Origin of the sequence: Streptomyces litmocidini, from assembly GCF_014649755.1 — a bacterium.
GTDB classification, from domain to species: Bacteria; Actinomycetota; Actinomycetes; order Streptomycetales; family Streptomycetaceae; genus Streptomyces; species Streptomyces litmocidini.
Genome location: NZ_BMTQ01000003.1, coordinates 441,279 through 462,960 on the forward strand (window position 1 = coordinate 441,279; position 21,682 = coordinate 462,960).

Consider the following 21,682-nt stretch of genomic DNA (forward strand, 5'->3'; position numbering starts at 1 on the left):
CACTCCCATGGACACCCCCCTGACCGTCCCCGATCTCGCCGACGCGACCGAACTCTCCTGCGACGTCCTCGTGATCGGCGGCGGCACCGCCGGCACGATGGCGGCGCTGACCGCCGCCGAGCGCGGGGCGGACGTCCTGCTCCTGGAGAAGGCGCACGTCCGTCACTCCGGTGCCCTGGCCATGGGCATGGACGGCGTCAACAACGCCGTCGTGCCCGGCCGGGCCGAGCCCGACGACTACGTCGCCGAGATCACCCGGGCGAACGACGGCCTCGTCGACCAGTCCACCGTCCGCCAGACGGCGACCCGCGGCTTCGCGATGGTCCGGCGCCTGGAGTCGTACGGGGTGAAGTTCGAGAAGGACGAGCACGGGGAGTACGCGGTCCGCCAGGTGCACCGGTCCGGCTCGTACGTGCTGCCGATGCCCGAGGGCAAGGACGTGAAGAAGGTCCTCTACCGGCAGCTGCGGCGGCGCGAGATGCGGGAGCGGATCCGGATCGAGAACCGGGTCATGCCGGTCCGGGTGCTCACCCACCCGGACGACGGCCGGGCCGTCGGCGCGGCCGGGTTCCACACCCGCACCGGGGAGTTCGTGATCGTCCGCGCGGGGGCGGTGATCCTGGCCACCGGCCCCTGCGGGCGGCTCGGCCTGCCCGCCTCGGGGTATCTGTACGGGACGTACGAGAACCCGACGAACGCCGGTGACGGCTACGCCATGGCGTACCACGCGGGCGCGGCGCTCACCGGGATCGAGTGCTTCCAGATCAACCCGTTGATCAAGGACTACAACGGGCCGGCCTGCGCCTACGTCGCCAACCCCTTCGGCGGGTACCAGGTGAACCGGCACGGCGAGCGGTTCGTCGAGTCGGACTACTGGTCGGGGCAGATGATGGCCGAGTTCGCGGCCGAACTGGCCTCGGACCGGGGGCCGGTGTACCTGAAGCTGAGCCATCTCCCCGAGGAGACCATCGGCGCCGTGGAGTCGATCCTGCACACCACGGAGCGGCCCACCCGGGGCACCTTCCACGAGAACCGGGGGCACGACTACCGGACCCACGACATCGAGATGCACATCTCGGAGATCGGTCTGTGCGGCGGGCACTCGGCCTCCGGGGTGCGGGTGGACGCTCACGCCCGCACGACCGTGCCCCGGCTGTACGCCGCCGGGGACCTGGCCTCCGTACCGCACAACTACATGATCGGCGCGTTCGTCTTCGGCGACCTGGCGGGCGAGGACGCCTCCCGGTACCGGGCGTACGAGGGCGAGCTGGACCGGGAGCAGCTCGCGGCCGCCCATGAGCTCGTCTACCGGCCGCTGCGGAACCCGGACGGTCCGCCGCAGCCCCAGGTCGAGTACAAGCTGCGCCGGCTCGTCAACGACTACGTGGCGCCGCCGAAGACGGGGGCGAAGCTCTCCCTGGCCGTGGAGGCCTTCGACCGGATGGCGACGGAGATCGCCGGGATGGGCGCGCGCACGGCGCACGAGCTCATGCGCTGCGCGGAGGTGTCGTTCATCCGGGACTGCGCCGAGATGGCGGCGCGGGCCTCGCTCGCCCGGACGGAGTCGCGGTGGGGCCTCTACCACGAGCGGCTCGACCATCCCGAGCGCGACGACACGGGCTGGCTGCACCACCTGGACCTGCGCAGGTCGCCTTCCGGGGCGATGGAGTTCACGGCACGGCCGGTCGAGCCGTACGTCGTGCCGGTGCCGGAGTTCTCGCCGCCCGGTGGTCCCGAGCGGCTCCTCGGCGAGGTGGCGCTCGTGCCGGTGGCCACGGCCGGGGCGCGGGACGCGGCCCCGGCTGCCCGTCCGGCCGCTGTCGACGCGCCGCCGGCCGGGGTTCCCGCGCCCGCGCCGCCCCACCCCCGGCTGCTGGCGCTGCTCTCGCTCGTCGAGGACTCCCCCGACCTGGACGCGCTCGGGCCCTACCTGGCCGACGCCGATCCGGCGGTGCGGGCCGCCGCGGTCACCGCGCTCGGGGAGACCGCGCCGGCCGGGGCCGGTCCGGTGCTCGCCGCCCGGCTCCGGGACGGGGCGGCACCGGTCCGGGCCGCGGCCGCGGCGGCGCTGCGGGAGCTGGTCGAGGTGCTGCCCGCCGGGCCGGCCCTCGCGGCGGGCCTCCGGGAGGCCCTGGGCGTGCCCGATCCGGCGGTGCGGGCCGCCGCGCTCGATGTCCTGCGGGCGCTGCGGCTCGGGGACGCCGGGCTGTACGCGGGCGCGCTCGCCGACTCCTCCGTGGAGGTGCGCGTCCAGGCCGTGCGGGCGCTGGTGTCGGTGGACGCGGCCGGGGAGCTCGCGCGGGCGGCGGGCGACCCGGCGCGCGAGGTCCGGGTCGCGGTGGCCCGTGGGCTCGCGGCCGTGCGGAACCCGGCGCCGGAGCCGCTGGCGCCGCTGCTCGACGACTCCGATCCGCTGGTCAGGGGCGCCGCCCTGGCCGCCCTGGCGGGCACCGGCTGCCCGTCGGCGTACGCGGCGGGGGCGGGGGCGGCGCTCGGCGACCGGGCCTGGCAGGTGCGGTCCGGGGCGGCGACCGCGCTCCGGGCGGCGGCGCCCGGTCTCGCCGTCCCGGCGCTCGCGGGGGCGCTCGCCGATCCGAACGCGGACGTGCGCAAGGCCGCCGTCCTGTCGCTCCTCGCCCACCGGGCCGAACCGGCGGCGCGTGCCGCGCTCGCCGGGGCGGCCGACGACGCGGACGCCGACGTCCGCGCGTACGCCTCCCGCGCGGCCCGCTGACCCGTTCGGGGTACCCGGGCGCGGTCATCGGCGGCACGCGGGTGAGTGCGCGCTTGCGGGGCAGTCGGGCGGGGAAGGGGCGCACGGACTCAGGACGACGAGGAGGTGGTGCCGGTGTCGGGGCCGACGACCGGGGTGGGGATGGGAGCACCGTGCTGGCTGCATCTGTCCGCACGCGATCTGGAGGCGTCGAAGCGCTTCTACGGGGCGGTGCTCGGGTGGACGTTCCGTCGGGGCGCGCTCGGCGACGACGTGCACGTGGTGGGCGAGCGGGACGGGGTGCCGGTGGCCGGGATCGCGGCGGTGGCCGCGGAGCCGGGGGTGCCGGTGGCCTGGACGGTGTTCTTCTCCGTCGACGACGCCGACGCGGCGGTGGCTCGGATCCGGGAGCGCGGCGGCACGGTCGGCGTGGGGCCGATGGCGTATCCGCCGCGGGGCCGCGCGGCGATCGCGTCGGACCTGGAGGGCGCCGTGTTCGGCGTCTGGGAGGGGCGGCTGGTCTCGCGCTGGCACATCGGCGAGCGGCGGGCCCCGGCCTGGGTGGAGCTGCACACCCGTGACGCGTTCGACGCCGCCGTGTTCTACGGCGGGGTGCTCCGCTGGGCGGACGGAAGCCCCGGTTGCTGCGAGGTGTCGTACGAGCACGACCGGGTGGTGCTGCGTCGGGACGGCGAGGCCGTCGCCCGGCTCGACAGCGGCCCGGTCGAATCCGCCTCGCCCCGGCCGCAGTCGAGGCCTCGCTGGCTGGTCCGGTTCCGGGTGCGCGATCTGGCGGCGGCCCGCGAGGCGGTCGTGGCGCACGGCGGGGAGCTGGTGCCGGGGAGCGAGTGGGCCGACGCGCGGTCGTCGGACGGCGACGAGGAGCGTCGGGTGACGGTCCGGGACCCGGACGGGGCCTTGTTCACGCTGGAGGCGGAGGAGACGGACGAAGAGGAGGAGGCAGAAGTCGGAGCCGTGTGATCCACAGCTCTCCGTTCGAAAGTTCCTTGTGAACACCGTAGATGATCCTGCAGTCTTCGTTTCACGCAGGATCAGATTCGGCATGCACGAGGGATGCAGGAAGGGAAGGGCCCATGAGCGGCGAGCGCCCCGAGTTGTACGAGATGTTCGACGAGCGGTTCCTCACGGGACGGTGCATGTACGGGGACGACGCGCTGGAGGTCCTCCACACGGGCTGCCGCTGGGCCGAGGGGCCGATCTACCTGCCCGCCTGGCGGCAGCTGGTCTGGAGCGACATCCCGAACGACCGGATGCTGCGCTGGGACGAGGAGACGGGCGCCGTCGCCGTCTTCCGCCGCGCGGCCGGGCACACCAACGGCAACACCCTGGACCGTCAGGGCCGGCTGATCTCCTGCGAGCAGGGCAACCGCCGCGTGACGCGCACCGAGCACGACGGCACGGTCACCGTGCTCGCGGACCGGTGGCAGGGCAGGCGTCTGAACAGTCCGAACGACGCGGCGGTGAGGTCCGACGGCTCGATCTGGTTCTCCGACCCGGACTTCGGCATCACCAGTGACTACGAGGGCCACCGCGCGGAGAGCGAGATCGGCTCCAACAACGTCTACCGCATCGATCCGGACAGCGGCGAAGTCCGGCTCGTCTCCGACGAGTTCGCCGCGCCCAACGGGCTGGTCTTCTCCCACGACGAGAAGCGGCTGTTCGTCTCCGACACACGGGCGGGCCTCATCCGGGTCTTCGACGTGCGCGAGGACGGCACGCTCTCCGACGGCAAGGTCTTCGCCGACGCCTCGGCCCGCGGGAAGGCCCGCTTCGACAACCTCCGCTTCGACGCGGACGGCCGCCTCTGGGCCGCCGCGATGAGCGACGGCGTGCACTGCTACGACCCGGACGGCACCCTGATCGGACGGCTGAACGTCCCGGAGCCCGTCGCCAACATCTCCTGGGGCGGCGCCAAGCGCAACCGCCTCTTCATCGCCGCCCAGACCAGCCTGTACTCGGTCGTCATGAGCAACACCGGCACCCACCCGACCGGCCCCGGCCACCGGCCCTGGGCGGGGCCGGCGGCCTGACGCACGGCCTGTCGAACGCCGGTTCGCCCCGTGCGGGCGACAGGGCCTCAGGCGGTGCCGGCACGTGAGGCCGCGCGCGGGCCGGCGCCCGACCCGGCGCCGGGGGCGTCTTCGGCGGCCGGCGCGGCGAGCCCGGCGGGGATCAGCGCGGCGACGACCGCCGCCGCGAGGCCGACGCCGCAGCCGATCAGCATCGCGACCCGGAAGCCGTCCTCGGAGGGCAGCACGCGGCCGCCGAGGGTGGTGGTCAGCTGGGCGAGGACGACGCCGATGACGGCGGCCGAGGCGGAGGTGCCGAGGGAACGCATCAGCGTGTTGAAGCTGTTGGCCGAGGCGGTCTCCTCCTGCGGCACCGCGCCCATGATGAGCGCCGGCATGGCCCCGTAGGCGAGTCCGACGCCGGTGTTGCAGATGAGGGTCACGGCGAGCAGGCCCCAGGTGGAGCCCATCAGGGCGAGGGAGGAGCCGTATCCGGCGGAGATGACGAGCGCGCCGGCCGAGAGCGTGACCTTGGGGCCGCGGGCGGCGGAGAGCTTGGCGCCGAGGGGTGCCAGGATCATCATCATGAGGCCCGCCGGGGCCATCCAGAGCCCCATGGCCATCATCGACTGCCCGAGGCCGTACCCGGTCGCCTCCGGCAGTTGGAACAGCTGGGGGACGACCAGCGACTGCGCGTACATGGCGAAGCCGACCAGGACCGACGCGGCGTTGGTCATCAGGACGACCGGGCGGGCGGTGACGCGCAGGTCGACGAGCGGGTCGGAGGTGCGCAGCTCCCAGGCGCCCCAGGCGAGCAGGACGACGGCCGCGACGGCGAACAGGCCGAGGGTGGTGCCGCTGCCCCAGCCCCAGGTCGCGCCCTTGGAGACGGCGAGCAGCAGGGCGACGAGGCCGACGCCGAGGCCGAGGGCGCCCGGGAGGTCGAAGCGACCGGGGGCCGCGGCGCGCCGTCCGGCGGGGGCGACGCGCCAGATCAGGGCGCCGACCAGGACGCTCAGTCCGGCGGCGACCCAGAAGAGCACGCGCCAGCTGGCGTTCTCGGCGACGGCGGCGGAGAAGGGCAGGCCGAGGGCGCCGCCGACGCCCATGGAGGCGCTCATCAGGGCGATGGAGCCGCCGAGCCTCTCGGGCGGCAGGATGTCGCGGAGCAGGCTGATGCCGAGGGGGACGACGCCCATGCCGAGGCCCTGGAGTCCGCGTCCGACGATCATCGGGACGACGGAGGAGGCGAGCGCGCAGACGACCGAGCCGGCGACGAGCGGGACCACGGAGGCGAGCAGGACGCGCCGCTTGCCGAGGGTGTCGCCGAGCCGGCCGGCCACGGGGGTGGCGACGGCTCCGGCGAGGAGGGTGGCGGTGATCACCCAGGAGGCGTCGGAGGCCGTGGTGCCGAGCAGCCCGGGGAGGTCGCCGATGAGGGGCACCACCAGGGTCTGCATGAGCGCGGCGACGATGCCGGCCAGGGCGAGGACGCCGACGACGCCGCCGGGGCGGGCCTCGGGCTTGGAGCCGTCCACGGTTCTCCCTCGTGCTTTCTTCGGTTTTCGGGATCAGGTGTATGCATGATGCACATCAATTGCTGCATACACAAGTTATGTATGCTGCACATGCCTGCGGGACGAGAGAGAATGTCCCCATGGACAAGCCCACCCACCTGGTCGAGTTCGAGAGCATGCTGCTGGGACGGCACGCCCACCTGTACGGGCCCCGCTCACGGGCGGCCGGCGGCCATCTCGACCGCAGCGCGTACGTCCTCCTCACCCGCATCCGGATGCACGGGCCGATGTCCATCGGACAGCTCAGCGAGGCCTTCGGCCTCGACGCCTCCACCCTCAACCGGCAGACCGCCGCGATGCTGCGCGCCGGGGTCGTGGAACGCATCCCGGACCCGGAGGGCGGCATCGCCCGCAAGTTCCGCATCACGGAGGAGGGCGAGCGCCGCCTGGACGCCGACAGGGCCTCGAACGTGGAGGGCCTGGAGCGGGTGATGGAGGAGTGGCCCCCCGAGGACGTGGCCCGCTTCGCCGCCTACCTCGAACGCTTCAACCGGGACATCGAGCGGCTCGAAGGACGCCCCTGGCCGCGTCCGTGACGCCCTCCCCGGGGCTCCTCAGGCGCCCCGCCGCATCGCGGCCCGCCGGTCCGCCGTCGCCAGGGCGGTGTTGACGAGCGCCACCGCGGCGAAGGAGAGGGCCCACACCGGCCGGTCGAGGGCCTGGAGCGCGACCGCCGCCGCGCCGAACACCAGGGCCTTCACGAGCAGGACGCCCGGGAGCGGCACCGGTATCCGCGCCCTGGGCGCGGCGAACAGCCCCCAGACCACGGCCGCGACGGCGGGCGCGGCGACCGCGAGCAGCAGCCGGAGCGCCACGCCCTCCGCACCCTCCCATCCCCACAGGGCCAGTACGGCCAGGGCGGCGAGTTCGAGCAGGAACGCCAGCCCTTCGTTCAGCACGTGCAGGGGCGCGGGCAGTTTCATCGGGGCCTTTCGACGTCGTTCACGGGGGCGACCGCGCCGAGCGTGGGCGCCGCTTCGGTCAGAAGTCTTTACCCAGGGGGCCCGGCGGCGGTAACTTCCCGCCGACGCAAGGAGTTTCAGAAACTTTCCGACCGTGTTTCCAGCGGTGCCGATCCCCACTCCTCCCACCGGCCCGTACGGACCACGCCTCCGTCTGGAGAATCGATGAGCCGCATCCGCCTTCCGCTGCCGGCGCGCCCGGTGGCCGTCCTGGCCGTGGCCGCCGGCCTGCTCGGCCTGCTCGCCGCCCCGCCCGACGCCCCCTCGCCCCGCACCGCCCCCGCCTCGGCCGTCGCGGAGAACACCGCGACGGTCTTCTACTGGACCAGGACGAAGAACTGGGCCGCCTACAACCTGCACTACGCCCCCGACGGCGGCTCCTGGACCACGGTCCCCGGCGTCGCCATGGAGCCCGCCTGCACGGACTGGGCGAAGAAGACCGTCAGTCTCGGCGACGCCTCCGGATTCAGGGCCGCCTTCAACGACGGCAACGGCACCTGGGACAACAACGGCGGCGCGAACTACGCCCTGGGGACGGGGAACATCACCGTCAAGGACGGGGTCGTCGCCCACTCCGACCCCTGCGCGGACACCGCTCCCGCCCCCGCCGCGAAGGCGACGGTCTACTACTCCACCGAGTCGCTCGGCTGGTCCACCGCCAACATCCACTACCAGCCCGCGGGCGGCGCCTGGACCGCCGTCCCCGGCGTCGGCATGCAGGCCGCGTGCACCGGCTGGTGGAAGCGGGAGATCGACCTCGGCACGGCCGCCTCCTTCAAGGCCGCCTTCAACAACGGCAACGGCACCTGGGACAACAACGGCGGCTCCGACTACGCCCTCGGCACGGGGGTCTCCACCGTGCGGAACCGGGTGGTGACGCCGAACGCGGCCGACCCCTGTGCCGCCGTCCCGCCCGACACCCGGGCCCCGACGGCCCCGGCCCGGGTGACCGCCACCGCCGACGGCGTCTCCGTACTGCTCACCTGGGACCCGGCCACCGACGACCGGGGCGTCACCACGTACCAGGTGACCCGCACCGGCGGCACCGGCGGCACGGTCGTGACCGACGTCGGTTCCACCGTGTACTCCGACACCGGCCTCGCCGAACGGACCGCGTACGCCTACACGGTGAGGGCCGTGGACGCCGCCGGGAACGTCTCCGCCGCCTCGGCCCCCGCGACCGCCACCACCGGCGACAGGCCGGCCACGCCCGCGACCGGCGAACCGCTCGGCACCGATCCGCGCAAGGACCCGATCTACTTCGTCCTCACCGCCCGCTTCAACGACGGCGACCCGTCGAACGACCGGGGCGGCAGCCAGCACGTCAAGTCGGGCAACGCGGCCAACGACGACCCCATGTTCCGCGGCGACTTCAAGGGCCTCATCCAGAAGCTGGACTACGTCAAGGGCCTCGGGTTCTCGGCGGTGTGGATCACGCCCGTGGTCCTCAACCGCTCGGACTACGACTACCACGGCTACCACGGCTGGGACTTCTACAAGGTCGACCCGCGCCTGGAGTCCGCCGGCGCCTCCTACCAGGACCTGATCGACGCGGCCCACGCCAAGGGCATGAAGATCTACCAGGACGTGGTCTACAACCACTCCTCCCGCTGGGGCGCCAAGGGCCTCTTCGTCCCGACCGTCTACGGCGTGCGGGACAGCCAGTGGAGCTGGTACTACGACGAGAAGCAGCCCGGCTTCGAGTACGACGGCCTGACCGTCGACGCGAAGAGCGGCAAGTCGTACTACAACGGCGACCTGTGGTCGACGGCCGAACCCACCGGCAACACCTGCGTCAACTGGGGCAGGCCGACCGGCGGCAGGAGCGCCGAGGGCTACACGGTCTACAACTGCCAGTGGCCGAGCCCGACCTCGGGCATGTTCCCGAAGGAGCTCTACCACCAGTGCTGGATCGGCAACTGGGAGGGCGAGGACTCGCGTTCCTGCTGGCTGCACGAGGACCTGGCCGACTTCAACACCGAGAACCCGGCCGTCCAGGACTACCTGATCGGCGCGTACGACAAGTACATCGACATGGGCGTCGACGGCTTCCGCGTCGACACGGCCGTGCACATCCCGCGCACGACCTGGAACCGTCGCTTCCTCCCCGCCATCCAGGAGCGGGTGGCCCAGCAGCACGGCGCCCGGGCAGCACAGAACTTCTTCGTCTTCGGCGAGGTCGCGGCCTTCGTCAACGACAAGTGGAACCGCGGCTCGGTGAACCACTCCGCGCAGTTCTACACCTGGAAGGAGCGCAAGGAGTACGACGCGGACGACGCCAGGGCGGCGCTCGAGATGTACGACTACGAGCAGCAGCAGGGCACCGGCAACCAGCCCACCTCCACCAACGCCTTCCTGGACGGGAACAGCTACCACACGCCCGACCACAGCCGCTTCTCCGGCATGAACGTCATCGACATGCGCATGCACATGAACTTCGGCGACGCGCAGAACGCCTTCTCCAACGGCAAGGACTCGGACGACAGCTACAACGACGCCACCTACAACGTCGTCTACGTCGACAGCCACGACTACGGGCCGAACAAGTCCTCCGAGCGGTACGCGGGCGGCACCGACGCCTGGGCCGAGAACATGTCCCTGATGTGGACCTTCCGCGGCATCCCCACGCTCTACTACGGCTCGGAGATCGAGTTCCAGAAGGGGAAGAAGATCGACTGCGGGCCGACCTGCCCGCTGGCGACCACCGGCCGCGCCTACTACGGCGACCACGTCGCCGGCTCCGTCACGGCCTCCGACTTCTCCCAGGTCTCCTCGGCCTCCGGCCCCGTCGCGACCACGCTCCAGCAGCCCCTGGTCCGGCACGTGCAGCGGCTCAACCAGATCCGGCGGGCGATCCCCGCGCTGCAGACGGGCCAGTACTCCACCGAGGGCGTCTCGGGCGGCATGGCGTTCAAGCGCCGCTACACGAGCGGCTCGACGGACAGCTTCGCGCTCGTCACGGTCTCGGGCGCCGCCGCCTTCTCCGGAGTCCCGAACGGCACCTACACCGACGCCGTGACCGGTGACGTCCGCACCGTCACGAACGGCAGCCTCTCGGTCGCCGCGCCCGGCAAGGGCAACCTCCGGGTGTACGTCCTGAACGGCCCCGGCAGGATCGGCACGGCCGGCCCGTACCTGAAGTGACCCCGTGCGGAAGCGCGTCCGCACCGTGCGGGCGCCGCTCCGGACGGCTCCCCCGCCCCGCGGCCGTCGCGGTCGCGGGGCGGGACCGGTCGGCGGCCACGGCGAGCGGGGGCGGTCGAGGCCCGGGCCGCCGCCCGCGGTTCCGCGCGTTGATAGCGTGACGTCGTTCGTGGTGCGACAGGTCGGGGGGCGCGGTGACCGCAGGGGTCGTCGTCAGGACGGGGCTCAGGTACGGGGCCGGCGGCAGGCTCATGGACGTCCATCTGCCCGCGGGCGCGCCGGAGCCCGCGCCCGCGGTGCTGCTCTGGCACGGCCGGGGCCCCGACGAACGGGACGTCCTCGCGCCGGTCGCCCGTGCCGCGGCGGAGCTGGGCGTCATCGTCCTGGTGCCGGACTGGCGTCCCGACGCTCCGGACGGAGGACGAACGCACCTGAGGGAGTCGGCCGACTTCGCACGGCGGAAGGTGGCCGACCTCGGAGGGGACCCCCGGCGGATCGCGCTCGCCGGCTGGTCGCTGGGCGGCAAGGCCGCGATGGGCGTCGCCCTGAATCCCGGCGCGTTCGGCGACTGGAGGCCGCAGGCCGTCGTGGGGATCGCCGGTGCGTACGGATCGGCCGCGCCGACCACCGGCACCGTCCCGATCGACGACCTCCGCCGGAGCGGGAGCCCGGTGCCGCCCGTACCGGTGTGGCTGGTGCACGGCACCGCCGATCCGGTGGTGGACGTGGAGCGTTCGCGCGAGTTGCGCACGGCCCTCGAGGAACGGGGGTGGCCCGTGTCGCTCGACGAGGTCGCGACCGATCACGCCGGCGTCATCATGACCGAGTTCGTCCCCGAGCACCGCCGCTGTCTGCCCAGCACCGCCGCCCATGCCGTCGAGGCGGGGTCGCGGACCGCCCGCGCACTGGCCCGCGCCGCCGGAATCACCGAGCAGCACTCCGGCCGCCGACCGCGATAAGGCGCGGTGAGGGGCGGCACGACGGAAAACCGCCCCTCGCCGCCATGTTCAGGTCAAGATTTTGTTACGCGAACGGGCTTGTCGGACAGAAGACTTCCTTCCGCCCCGTTCGTCTGCGATCTTGCGTCCACCCCACACATCACAGGGCCCGGTCGGTGCCACCCGCGCCATCGGGTCATCGGAGGACGCATTGTTTTCCCACATATCCGGCCGCATGAGACTCTCGGCCCTCGTGCTCGGCACGTCCCTGGCGCTCGGCACGACCGCCGGCCTCGCGCAGGCCGCCCCGCTGGACAACGAGCCCCTCGAGGCCCGTGCGGCCGGCCCCGCCGCCGCCCCCGCGATCGCCGCGGCGCCCGCCGCCTGGGTCGCCGGCACCCGCGCCTACCTGGTCATCACGACCCCGGGCGACACCACCGCCGTCCGCGCCGCCGTCGCGAGCAACGGCGGCTCGGTCTTCGCCTCGTACGACGCGATCGGCGTGATCGTCGCGCACTCGGCCTCCGCCTCCTTCGCCGCCACGATGCGCGGCGTCTCCGGCGTCCAGAAGGTCGGCGCGACCCGTACCTCCGACGTCCCCGCCGACGCCTACAACCCGGCGCTGCCGGCCAACCCGGCGCAGGCCGCGGCGCCCACGACGGAGCCGGTCCGCTCGGACATGACCCAGATCAAGGCCGACCAGGCCTGGGCCGTCAACCCGGGCTCCGCCACGGTCAAGGTCGGCATCCTGGACACCGGCGTGGACGACCAGCACCAGGACCTGGCGCCGAACTTCAACGCCGCCGACTCGGTCTCCTGCGCGTACGGCAAGCCGGACACCCGCGTCGGCGCCTGGCGCGACGTCGACCAGCACGGCACCCACGTGGCCGGCACGGTCGCGGCCGCCAAGAACGGCAAGGGCGCCATCGGCGTCGCGCCGGGCGTGAAGATCTCCTCGGTGCGCATCGCCGAGCCCGGCACCACGCTGTTCTTCGCGGAGAACACCGTCTGCGGCCTCATGTGGGCCGGTGACCACGGCTTCAAGGTCACCAACAACAGCTATTACACGGACCCGTGGCAGTTCAACTGCCCGAACGACCTCGACCAGGCGGCCATCCTGGAGGGCGTGGGCCGCGCCCAGGCGTACGCCGAGAGCAAGGGGTCCCTCCAGGTCGCGGCGGCCGGCAACTCCAACGTCGACCTGGCCAACAAGACCACCGACTCGTCGAGCCCGAACGACTCGACGCCGGTGAACCGGACCCTCACCAACGACTGCCTCGACATCCCGGCCGAGCTGCCGGGCGTGGTCACCGTCGCGGCGAACGGCACCAGCGGCACCTCCAAGGCCTCGTTCTCCAACTACGGCCGTGACGTCATCGAGGTCTCGGCCCCCGGCGAGTCCGTCTACAGCACCGTCCCCGGCGGCAAGTACGCCTCGCTGAGCGGCACCTCGATGGCCTCCCCGCACGTGGCGGGCGTGGCCGCGCTGCTGGCCAGTGCCAATCCGGCGTACACCCCGGCGGACATCCGGGCGAAGCTCGGCGAGCAGGCCACCGACCTGGCCTGCCCGGCGGACGCCCGCTGCACCGGCACCACGGCGAAGAACAGCTTCTTCGGCGAGGGCCGGGTGGACGCCCTGAAGGCCGTCGGCGCCTCGACCCCGCCGCCGGCCGGGAAGTACTTCGAGAACCTCACGGACTACGCGATCGCGGACAACTCCACGGTCGAGAGCCCCCTCACGGTCAGCGGCGTCACCGGCAACGCGCCGGCGACCCTCAAGGTGGGCGTGGACATCAAGCACACCTACATCGGTGACCTCAAGGTCGACCTGGTCGCTCCCGACGGCTCGGTCTACAACCTGCACAACCGGACCGGCAGCGGCACCGACAACATCGCCCAGACGTACACCGTCGACGCCTCCTCCGAGGTGGCGAACGGCGTCTGGAAGCTCCGCGTCAGTGACAACGCGAGCGCGGACACGGGCCGGATCGACGCCTGGAACCTGACCTTCTAGTCCCTGCCGACCCGGGAACGGGGCCGGAGCCACGAGGGCTCCGGCCCCTTTTGCGTACCCGCGGTAACTCCCGCGGGAAGAAAGTCCGCACCGGGGGGTAGGCCTCCCCCGGCCCCTTGCTATACGTTCCGTCTAACAAGCTTGCTAGACGCGACGTCTAACAAGAGCCCGAGCCGCCGAGCGACCCCGAGGAGCCGCACCATGGCCAGCAGCACCGTCCGTCCCGACAACGAAGACCACGACGTCGCCGCGCGGCTGCTCCTGTCGGCCGCGAAGCTCTCCTACGACCCCGCCACCGAGGTCGACTGGGACACCCCCCTCGACAAGGACTTCCACGGCCAGAGCCCGGAGTGGAACAGCCTCTACGGGACCGCCTACTGGAACGAGATGACGGAGGACCAGCGCAAGGAGCTGACCCGCCAGGAGTCCGCCTCGGTGGCCAGCACCGGCATCTGGTTCGAGATGATCCTCCAGCAGATGGTGCTGCGCGACATGTACGCCAAGGACCCCACCGACCCCCGGTTCCAGTGGGCCCTCACCGAGATCGCCGACGAATGCCGCCACTCCATCATGTTCGCCCGGGGCGCCCAGAAGCTCGGCGCCCCCGCCTACCGGCCCCGTCGGGCGGTGCTCGAACTCGGCAGGGCCTTCAAGACCGTCGGCTTCGGCGAGGCCGCCTACGCCGGCATCCTCGTCGCCGAGGAGGTCCTCGACGTCATGCAGCGCGACTGGATGCGCGACGAACGGGTCGTCCCCTTCGTCCGCACGATCAACAACATCCACGTCGTCGAGGAGTCCCGGCACATGAAGTTCGCCCGGGACGAGACGCGGCGCCGCCTGGCCCGCGCCGGCCGGGCCCGCCGGAACTTCCACGCCCTGGTCGTCGCCGTCGCCGCGTACTACATCGTCACCAGCCTGGTCAGCCCCGACGTCTACGCGAAGGCCGGCCTCGACCCGGTCCGCGCCCGGCGCGAGGCCGCCGCCAACGAGCACTACAAGGCGCAGATGCGCGCCAGCTGCGCGGGCCTCATGGAGTTCCTGGCCTCGGCCCGCCTGCTGACCCGGCCCGCGCTCTTCTTCTACAAGCGCGCGAACCTCATCTGACCCCTCTCCCCCGGATCCGAGCTGAGCCGACGACATGACCTACGCCATCACCCAGACCTGCTGCAACGACGCCACCTGCGTCGCCGTCTGCCCGGTCAACTGCATCCATCCGACGCCGGACGAGCCGGACTTCGGCACCACGGAGATGCTCTACATCGACCCGAAGAGCTGCATCGACTGCGGCGCCTGCGCCGACGCCTGCCCCGTCGACGCGATCTTCCCGGCCGACCGGCTCACCGAGCGGCTGCGGGAGTACGAGGGGATCAACGCCGCCTACTACGCGGAGCGCGAGCCCGCTCCGGTCCTCGCCTCCCCGACCTTCCACCGCTGGGGCGAGCCGGTCTTCGACCGCTCGATCCCCGCCGACTTCGCCCCGATCCGCGTCGCGATCGTCGGCACGGGACCGGCCGGCATGTACGCCGCCGAGGACCTCCTCCTGCACACCAACGCCGAGGTGACGCTGATCGACCGGCTGCCGGTCGCCGGCGGTCTCGTCCGGTACGGCGTGGCACCGGACCACCCGGCGACCAAGGGAGCCGGGGAGACCTTCGCCCGCTTCCACTCCCACCCCCGGGTCCGCATGCGGCTGGGCGTCCGGATCGGCACGGACGTCACCCCCGAGGAACTCGCCGCGCACCACGACGCGGTGATCTACGCGGTGGGCGCGCCCTCCGACCGGCGGCTCGGCATCCCCGGCGAGGACCTGCCGGGCAGCGTCTCGGCGACCTCCGTCGTCTCCTGGTACAACGCGCACCCGGAGACCGGCGCGGACGCCGTCCGGCCCTCCACCGAGCGGGTCGTCGTGGTGGGCAACGGAAACGTGGCGCTCGACGTCGCCCGGGTCCTCGTCACGGACCCCGACGCCCTCGCCCGTACGGACATCGCCGACCACGCGCTGGCCGCCCTGCGGGACGGCCGGGTCCGCGAAGTGGTGCTCCTGGGCCGCCGGGGCCCCGAGCACGCCGCGTACACCACCTCCGAACTGCTCGCCCTGAAGCACCTGCCCGGAGTCGACCTGGTCGTCGACGACCACGACCCGCGCACCGGCGCGGCGATCGACGCGGCCGCGCCCGGCACGAAGGCCGCGCTCCTGAAGGGCGTCGACCGGACGGCGGTGGACTGGACGCGGGCCCCGGCGCGGGACCGGCGCCGGATCGTGCTGCGTTTCCACTCCGCCCCGGTCGAGGCCCTCGGCACCGACGGCGTGCGGGCGGTCCGGGTGACGGAGGACGGGGACCCGTCCGGCACGGAGATCGGGGCGGGGCTCCTCGTCCGGGCCATCGGCTACCGGGGCGTGCCGCTCGCGGGACTGCCCTTCGACGAGACGACCGGCACCGTGCCGCACGAGGGCGGCCGGATCGTGGGGCTGCCCGGCGGCTACGTCGTCGGCTGGATCAAGCGCGGGCCCTCCGGGGGCATCGGGGCCAACCGGGCCTGCGCGGAGGAGACGGTGGGGACGCTGCTCGCGGACGCGGTCGCCGGGGCGCTGCCGAAGCCGACCGGCACCTCCCGGGAGTTCCGCCTTCTCGCGCGGAGCCGCAGCGGACGGGGACTCGTCGACGCGCGCGGGCTCGCCTCCATCGACCGGGCCGAGCGGGCGCGGGGCCGGGACGCGGGACGGCCACGGGTCAAGCTCGCCACGGTGCCGGAGCTCGTCGCGGCGGCGCGGGGCAGGCGCGTGCGCCTGCCGGGCTGAACGGTCCCTCCACGAGAGCCGGCCCGGGACGGCGGGCCGGTGCGGAGCGGGGCCTCCGGGTCAGACGGAGACCGGGGCGCCCAGCGCCTGGCGGAGCACGATCGCGTTGAGCCGCACCGCGAAGGGCACGACGTCGGTCAGGTCGAGCGCGAGGGTCTCGGCCTTCGACAGCTCGACGGTCACGTCGACGCAGAAGGCCAGGGCGTACATGTGCTCCCCGGTCTCCTCGTCCTGGAGGGCGAAGAACAGGTCCCGGTAGAAGCGGGTGCGTTCCCCGGACTCCTCGTAGAAGGAGAGTCCGGGCCGCCCCTCCTGTGCGGCGAGCCCGGTGAAGGCCCGGACGAGCTCCCGCTCGACCGTGGCCCAGAAGCCGGCCTCCGCGCACTCCGGGGGCAGCGCCTGGCGGACGGCCTCCTTGAGGGAGAGGACCATGACGAGGACGGGGGCGTGCTCCTGGAGCCCCCAGCCCCGGACCATCTTCACCACGTCGCTGCCCGGGACGGCCGAAGCCGCTCGGTGGATCGCCTCGAAGTCGAAGTTGACGGTCGCCGGGGCGATCGCCTCCTGGAACACCCGGTCGATGGACCGGGCCTGCGCGAGGTGGTCCGGTGCCACCTCGACGACGGTCCTGAAACTGGCGGCCAAAGCTCCTCCTGGATGATCTCGGTGATCAGGAGGGGTCAGTATGCCGAGGTGCCGGAGACCGGGCGCCGGGTGTCCGCCGTGCGGACGGTCCGGGCGCGACGGGGGTCCGGCGTACGGACCGTTCGGGTGCGGCGGACGTCCACCGCACCGGCAGTGCGGGCGCGGCGGGCCGTTCAGCCGCGGCCGCGGCGCGGCTTCCCGCTCCGGCCGGTGCCTCCGCCGCCCTTGCGGGAGGCCGGGGGGCGACCGGCGGTGCGGGAACCGCCGCCCGGCTTCCCGCCCTTCGCCGGCTTGGCGGCCTTCTGCTGCCTGGGCTGCTTCTGGCCCTTCTTCTCCTCGGCACGGCGGCCCCGGGTGCTGTTCACCGTGCGGCCGCGCACGATGCCGATGAACTCCTCCACCAGGTCGGGCGCCTCGTCCGCCGTCGGCCACGACAGGGCCACCCGCGACTGGGGGACGCCGACGAGGGTCCGGTAGGTGAGGTCCTTGCGGTGGTGCAGCCGGGCCAGCGACTGCGGGACGGCGAGCACGCCGACGCCCGCGGCGACCAGTTCGATCGCGTCGGCCGTCGTCGCCGGGCGCTCCACGGCGGGACGGCCGGGCGGCCGCTCCCAGCCGAGGGTGTCGTCGAGGGGGTGCAGGACGAGCTCGTCGGCGAGGTCCTCGGCCGACACCTCCTCCACGGCCGCGAACAGGTGGTCCTTGGGGACGACGACGACCGTCGTCTCCGTGTAGAGCGGGATCGCGCTGAGGTCGTCCCGGTCGACGGGCAGCCGGACGAGGCCCGCGTCCGCCGTGCCCTCCCGGAGCGCGTCGAAGGCCTCGGCCGGGGTCACGGAGAGGAGCGCCAGGGGTACGTCGGGCAGGCGCTCGTTCCAGATCCGCACCCACTTCGCGGGTGTCGCTCCCGGCACGTAGGCGAGCCGGAAGGAGGAGGAAGGAGGAGCGGAGGAAGGGGAGGAAGCGTCCGTGCCTGTCACCCCGCCAGGTTACCGGTAGCCGCTGTGGTCGGAGCTCGCCCGCATGCTCGATACCCTTGACACCATGACGTCGCACCAGAACACCCAGACGATGAAGCCCGCGACCGCGGCGAAGAAGCTGGGTGTGTACCTCGAGGCCACCCCCGCAGAGTTCCAGGAGGGTGTCGTCTCGCGCACCGAGCTGAACGAGCTCCAGGCCAACCCGCCGGCCTGGCTCCAGGAGCTGCGCAAGAACGGTCCGCACCCCCGCCCGGTGGTCGCGTCGAAGCTGGGCGTCTCCATCGCCGGTCTCGCGCGCGGCGGCATCACCGAGCCGCTGACCACCGAGCAGATCGACGCGCTCAAGCAGGAGTCCCCGGAGTGGCTCCAGAAGGAGCGGGCCGTCCAGGCGGAGGTCCGCAAGGAGACCGTCCGCATCAAGGAGCGCAACGAGGAGCGGGCGCGCCGGCAGCAGGGCGCCTGACCCTCCTCCCCACGGTCGCCACGCCGGTCCGTGCCGAAGCCCTTCGGCACGGACCGGCGTGGCGTTTTCCCGGGTGAGGGAGGCATTCCCCCATGACTGACACCAGCACCGCGCACGAGCCGCCGGTCGTCGTCGGCGTGGACGGGTCCGAACACAGCCTCCGGGCCCTGGAGTGGGCGCTGAGCGCCGCGGAGGGCCTGGGCGTGCCGCTGGTGGTGGCCCACGTGCGCTCCGACGCGCTCCAGCTCGGCGCGGCCCGCATCGCCTCCCTGGGGACGGCGCCGGAGCTGCCCGACACCGTCGCACGGGCCGTACGGACGGTGGTCGAGGAGCGGGGGCACCGCGTACCGGTGCGGTACGACTCGCTGGACGGGTCCGTGACGGACGCCCTGCCGGCGGCCGCCCGGGGGGCGCGGCTGCTCGTGACCGGCTCCCGGGGGCACGGCGGCTTCGCGAGCCTGCTCCTGGGCTCGACCAGCCGGACGCTGGCCATGACGGCGCCCTGCCCGCTGGTGGTCGTCCCGCACGAGGCGCGCGCCGCCGCGCTCACGGACGGGGCGGAGGCGGGGCGGGTGCTGCTGGGACTGCACGCGGAGGAGACTCCGGACGGGGCGGTGGGCTTCGCCTTCGAGGCGGCTCACCACCGGGGCGTGCCGCTGGAGGCGGTGACGGCGTTCCGGCTGCCCCTGCCGCGGGGCGCGGTCCTTCCGGCGCCTTCTCCCGCGCTCCAGGTGCCGCCGCTGCCCGTCGCGGACGAGGTCGCGGAGGCGGAGGGGCTGGTGCGGGAGGTGGAGCGGGAGCAGGAGGAGCGGCTGCGGCCGTTCGCGGCGCGGTGGCCGGGGGTGGAGGTGGTCCCGGTGGTGGTGCCGGGGGACGCGGCGGGCCGGCTCGTGGACGGGTCGCGGGACGCGGGTCTCGTGGTGGTGGGGCGGCACCACCGGCACCGCTTCGGCTCGCTGCTCCTCGGTTCCGTGGCCCATGCCGTGCTGCACCACGCGCACTGTCCGGTGGCGGTGGTGCCGCCGGAGCCCGCGGGGGCCCGGGCGTGACAGTCCCCGGCGGTCCTGATCGGTGCGCGTGGGCGTCGGCCGTCGCCGGCCACTCCGTGCCCGATGGGCCCCGCCGGGGGCCTGGCCAGATACTGGTGGGGAGTCACGCGGGCCTTCGGACGTCTCCGTCGGCGGGTGCGGCTCTCTCCCGTTGTCCGGTGTAAGGACGAGTCTCCTCCCTTTTTCGCCCGTTTCAAGGGTTTCGCGGTTTTTATTACGCTCCGGAGGCGGCTGAGGGGTGTCGGAGGCGGCTGATAGACAGGACCCATGACGACCGCAGACCACGCCGCCACCGCCGCCCGCAACGTCCAGCCGCCGCCCGCCCGGGCCTCGCTCGGGGCGGGGGTCGTGGTGACCGACGATTCCGGCCGCGTCCTGCTCGGCCTGCACCGCTCCGGGGTGTGGGAGCTGCCGGGCGGCATGGTCGAGCCGGGCGAGTCGATCGAGGCCGCCGCCGTCCGCGAGCTGGCCGAGGAGACGACGCTGGTGGCGGACGCCGCCGACGTGGAGGTCCTCGGCCTGATCCTGGACTCCGTCACCTCGGCCCAGCTGACGCGGTTGACCGCGGCGACGGCCGTGCGCGGCTTCCGGGGCGTACCGGCGGTGGCGGAGCCGGACAAGATCGAACGCTGGGAGTGGACGGACCCGGACGACCTGCCGGAGGCCCTGTTCCTGCCGTCGGCGCAGGTGCTGCGGACGTGGCGGCCGGGACTCCCGATCCCCGACGGTCCGTTCCACCGCTACGCCCTGGGCCGGTTGCCCGACCGGAGCCGCACCGGTGCGGTGCGTCACCGCGCGAGCCCCGACGAGCGTGGCTAGCGTGGCCGGAGGAACACGTCGTCGAATCGGGAATGGGAGTCACCGCCATGGCCGCACGACCTGAAGGCACACCGGTCTGGACCGACGCGATGTACACCGACGTCGAGGGCGCCAAGGTGTTCTACGGCGATGTGCTCGGCTGGACCTTCGGCGAAGCCTCCACGGAATACGGCAACTACACGCAGGCGTACAAGGGCGGCAAGGCGGTCGCGGCCGTGGTCCCGCCGATGCCGGGACAGGACGGAGAACCGAGGTCGGCCTGGTGCCTGTACCTCGCCTCGGACGACGTCGCCGCCACGGCGGAGAAGATCCGGGGTGCGGGCGGCACCCTCCTGATGGAGCCGATGAGGGTCGGCGACCTCGGCTCGATGTGCATCGCGCGGGACCCGGCGGGCGTCGCGTTCGGCGTCTGGCAGGGCGGCGCCCACGAGGGATTCGAACGGGAGGGCGAGCCCGGCTCGTACGCCTGGGCCGAGATCCTCACCCGGGAGCCGGCGAAGTCCGACGCCTTCTTCACCGAGGTCTTCGGCTACGGCTCCAAGAAGATCAGGGACGAGCACATGGACTACCGGGCCTTCGACGTCGGTGGCGAGCGGCCGGTGCTCGGCCGGATGGTGATGTCGGACGAGGACTTCCCGCCGGAGGTCCCCTCGTACATCCAGGTCTACTTCGCCGTCGACAACTGCGACCTGGCCGTCGACCGGGCCGTGGCGCTCAAGGGGCGGAAGGTGTTCGGACCGGTGGACAGCCCGTTCGGCCGGTTCGCGGCGATCGTGGACCCGCAGGGCGCCGCGTTCACGGTGATCGACGAGAAGACGACCGTCGGGGACATGCCCGAGTTCGAGTGAGCGGTGCGGCGCGGCGCCCCGGCGGCGCCGCACCGCGGTGCGTCAGGCGCCGTCGCGGACGGCGACGATGGCCGACCTGGTCGGACGGTTGGGGGGATGGCAGTGCGGATCCCGCGTCGCCGCAGGTGATTCCGGAGCGCGCGGGAGGAATACGCGCGGTCCGCCAGGACGACATCGGGTCGGGTCCTCGGCCTTCCAGGGCCGCTTCGCGGAACACGGATGGCGGCCATGACGGTCTCGAAGGCCGGTGCATCGCCTGCCGGGCCTGCGGTGACGCGGAGGTCCAAGGGCCGCGCCCGGCTGCCGTCGGCGAGGTGAACCTTCGTGCTCGGGCCGCCTCGGGAGCGTCCGAGTGCGTGGTCGTCGGGTTCGGCCCGGTCCGGCGCCCCCTTTTCCCGACTCCGGCGGCGTGATGGTGGACCCGGCAGACGGTGGAGTCCACCGACACGGTCCGACCGATGTCGTCAGCGCTCTCGGCCGCAGCCATCACCGCGGGCAGGATCCGTTCCCAGGTGCCGTCCACGGCCCACTCGATCAGCCGTTCGCGGGCGGTGTGGAACGAGCCGAGCCCGTCGGGCAGGTCCCGCCAGGGCGAGCGGGTTCGGCACTTCCACGCGATGGCTTCCAAGGTGCGGCGGTGATCGGCCCATCGCCGACCGCGGACCGGACCGGCCGGCATCAACGGCTCGATCCGGTCCCC

At 73.2% G+C, this 21,682-nt stretch carries 17 protein-coding genes and 1 pseudogene; 13 read left to right on the forward strand and 5 right to left on the reverse strand.

All coding sequences use genetic code 11. The annotated features are described in order from the left end of the window. Positions 1-7 precede the first annotated feature (7 nt). The 3 genes from IE180_RS08520 to IE180_RS08530 all read left to right on the forward strand — a co-directional run bounded on the left by IE180_RS08520 (position 8) and on the right by IE180_RS08530 (position 4,764). Positions 8-2,734: a fumarate reductase/succinate dehydrogenase flavoprotein subunit gene (locus tag IE180_RS08520; protein ID WP_190156161.1), complete on the forward strand. Its 2,727-nt coding sequence runs from the start codon at positions 8-10 to the stop codon at positions 2,732-2,734. Positions 2,735-2,875: 141 nt separating this feature from the next. After that, positions 2,876-3,694 (forward strand): VOC family protein, encoded by an 819-nt coding sequence (locus tag IE180_RS08525; protein WP_190156162.1) that lies wholly within the window; start codon positions 2,876-2,878, stop codon positions 3,692-3,694. Positions 3,695-3,807: 113 nt separating this feature from the next. Next, the gene (locus IE180_RS08530) at positions 3,808-4,764 is read left to right on the forward strand and encodes an SMP-30/gluconolactonase/LRE family protein (protein ID WP_190156163.1); all 957 of its coding nucleotides are present in this window, start codon (positions 3,808-3,810) and stop codon (positions 4,762-4,764) included. A gap of 47 nt (positions 4,765-4,811) precedes the next feature. Here the strand turns inward: IE180_RS08530 and IE180_RS08535 are convergent, their stop codons facing one another. Further along, complete coding sequence (locus tag IE180_RS08535; RefSeq protein WP_190156164.1) at positions 4,812-6,281, reverse strand: MFS transporter; 1,470 nt, start codon at positions 6,279-6,281, stop codon at positions 4,812-4,814. A gap of 119 nt (positions 6,282-6,400) precedes the next feature. Here IE180_RS08535 and IE180_RS08540 point away from each other — a divergent pair, with 119 nt between their 5' ends. Next, the gene (locus IE180_RS08540; RefSeq protein ID WP_190156165.1) at positions 6,401-6,856 is read left to right on the forward strand and encodes a MarR family winged helix-turn-helix transcriptional regulator; all 456 of its coding nucleotides are present in this window, start codon (positions 6,401-6,403) and stop codon (positions 6,854-6,856) included. Between the two features lie 18 nt (positions 6,857-6,874). Here IE180_RS08540 and IE180_RS08545 read toward each other — a convergent pair whose 3' ends face one another. Further along, on the reverse strand, positions 6,875-7,243 hold the full coding sequence (locus IE180_RS08545; protein WP_190156166.1) for a YrdB family protein: 369 nt from the start codon (positions 7,241-7,243) through the stop codon (positions 6,875-6,877). Positions 7,244-7,447: 204 nt separating this feature from the next. On the opposite strand from IE180_RS08545, the gene IE180_RS08550 reads away from it, so the two are divergent. The 5 genes from IE180_RS08550 to IE180_RS08570 all read left to right on the forward strand — a co-directional run bounded on the left by IE180_RS08550 (position 7,448) and on the right by IE180_RS08570 (position 16,178). Continuing rightward, positions 7,448-10,426, forward strand: a complete 2,979-nt coding sequence (locus IE180_RS08550) for a carbohydrate binding domain-containing protein (RefSeq protein WP_190156167.1) — start codon at positions 7,448-7,450, stop codon at positions 10,424-10,426. 194 nt (positions 10,427-10,620) lie between these two features. Further along, positions 10,621-11,385 carry an alpha/beta hydrolase gene (locus IE180_RS08555; RefSeq protein ID WP_229860378.1) on the forward strand — a complete coding sequence of 255 codons (765 nt, stop codon included), beginning with the start codon at positions 10,621-10,623 and terminating at the stop codon, positions 11,383-11,385. A 214-nt stretch (positions 11,386-11,599) separates the two neighbouring features. Next, positions 11,600-13,378, forward strand: a complete 1,779-nt coding sequence (locus tag IE180_RS08560; RefSeq protein ID WP_190156168.1) for a S8 family serine peptidase — start codon at positions 11,600-11,602, stop codon at positions 13,376-13,378. 201 nt (positions 13,379-13,579) lie between these two features. Next, positions 13,580-14,482 carry an AurF N-oxygenase family protein gene (locus IE180_RS08565; RefSeq protein ID WP_190156169.1) on the forward strand — a complete coding sequence of 301 codons (903 nt, stop codon included), beginning with the start codon at positions 13,580-13,582 and terminating at the stop codon, positions 14,480-14,482. 34 nt (positions 14,483-14,516) lie between these two features. Beyond that, positions 14,517-16,178, forward strand: coding sequence for an FAD-dependent oxidoreductase (locus IE180_RS08570; RefSeq protein WP_190156170.1), 1,662 nt, complete (start codon positions 14,517-14,519; stop codon positions 16,176-16,178). Between the two features lie 60 nt (positions 16,179-16,238). On the opposite strand, the gene IE180_RS08575 is transcribed toward IE180_RS08570, so the two are convergent. Beyond that, on the reverse strand, positions 16,239-16,823 hold the full coding sequence (locus tag IE180_RS08575; RefSeq protein WP_190156171.1) for a Type-2Aa cytolytic delta-endotoxin: 585 nt from the start codon (positions 16,821-16,823) through the stop codon (positions 16,239-16,241). 173 nt (positions 16,824-16,996) lie between these two features. After that, entirely contained in the window at positions 16,997-17,803 is an 807-nt protein-coding gene (locus IE180_RS08580; protein ID WP_190156172.1) for a LysR family substrate-binding domain-containing protein, read from the reverse strand. Between the two features lie 64 nt (positions 17,804-17,867). On the opposite strand from IE180_RS08580, the gene IE180_RS08585 reads away from it, so the two are divergent. The 4 genes from IE180_RS08585 to IE180_RS08600 all read left to right on the forward strand — a co-directional run bounded on the left by IE180_RS08585 (position 17,868) and on the right by IE180_RS08600 (position 20,982). After that, positions 17,868-18,266 carry a DUF5997 family protein gene (locus IE180_RS08585; protein ID WP_190156173.1) on the forward strand — a complete coding sequence of 133 codons (399 nt, stop codon included), beginning with the start codon at positions 17,868-17,870 and terminating at the stop codon, positions 18,264-18,266. A gap of 92 nt (positions 18,267-18,358) precedes the next feature. Beyond that, a complete protein-coding gene (locus IE180_RS08590) occupies positions 18,359-19,315 on the forward strand; it encodes a universal stress protein (RefSeq protein WP_190156174.1) in 957 nt (318 codons plus the stop codon). Positions 19,316-19,582: 267 nt separating this feature from the next. Further along, positions 19,583-20,134 carry a nucleotide triphosphate diphosphatase NUDT15 gene (locus IE180_RS08595; RefSeq protein ID WP_190156175.1) on the forward strand — a complete coding sequence of 184 codons (552 nt, stop codon included), beginning with the start codon at positions 19,583-19,585 and terminating at the stop codon, positions 20,132-20,134. A 47-nt stretch (positions 20,135-20,181) separates the two neighbouring features. Then, positions 20,182-20,982 (forward strand): VOC family protein, encoded by an 801-nt coding sequence (locus IE180_RS08600; protein ID WP_190156176.1) that lies wholly within the window; start codon positions 20,182-20,184, stop codon positions 20,980-20,982. A 19-nt stretch (positions 20,983-21,001) separates the two neighbouring features. On the opposite strand, the pseudogene IE180_RS08605 reads toward IE180_RS08600, so the two are convergent. Next, a pseudogene (locus IE180_RS08605) lies at positions 21,002-21,661 on the reverse strand (IS5 family transposase); the annotation flags it as partial. Positions 21,662-21,682: the final 21 nt, after the last annotated feature.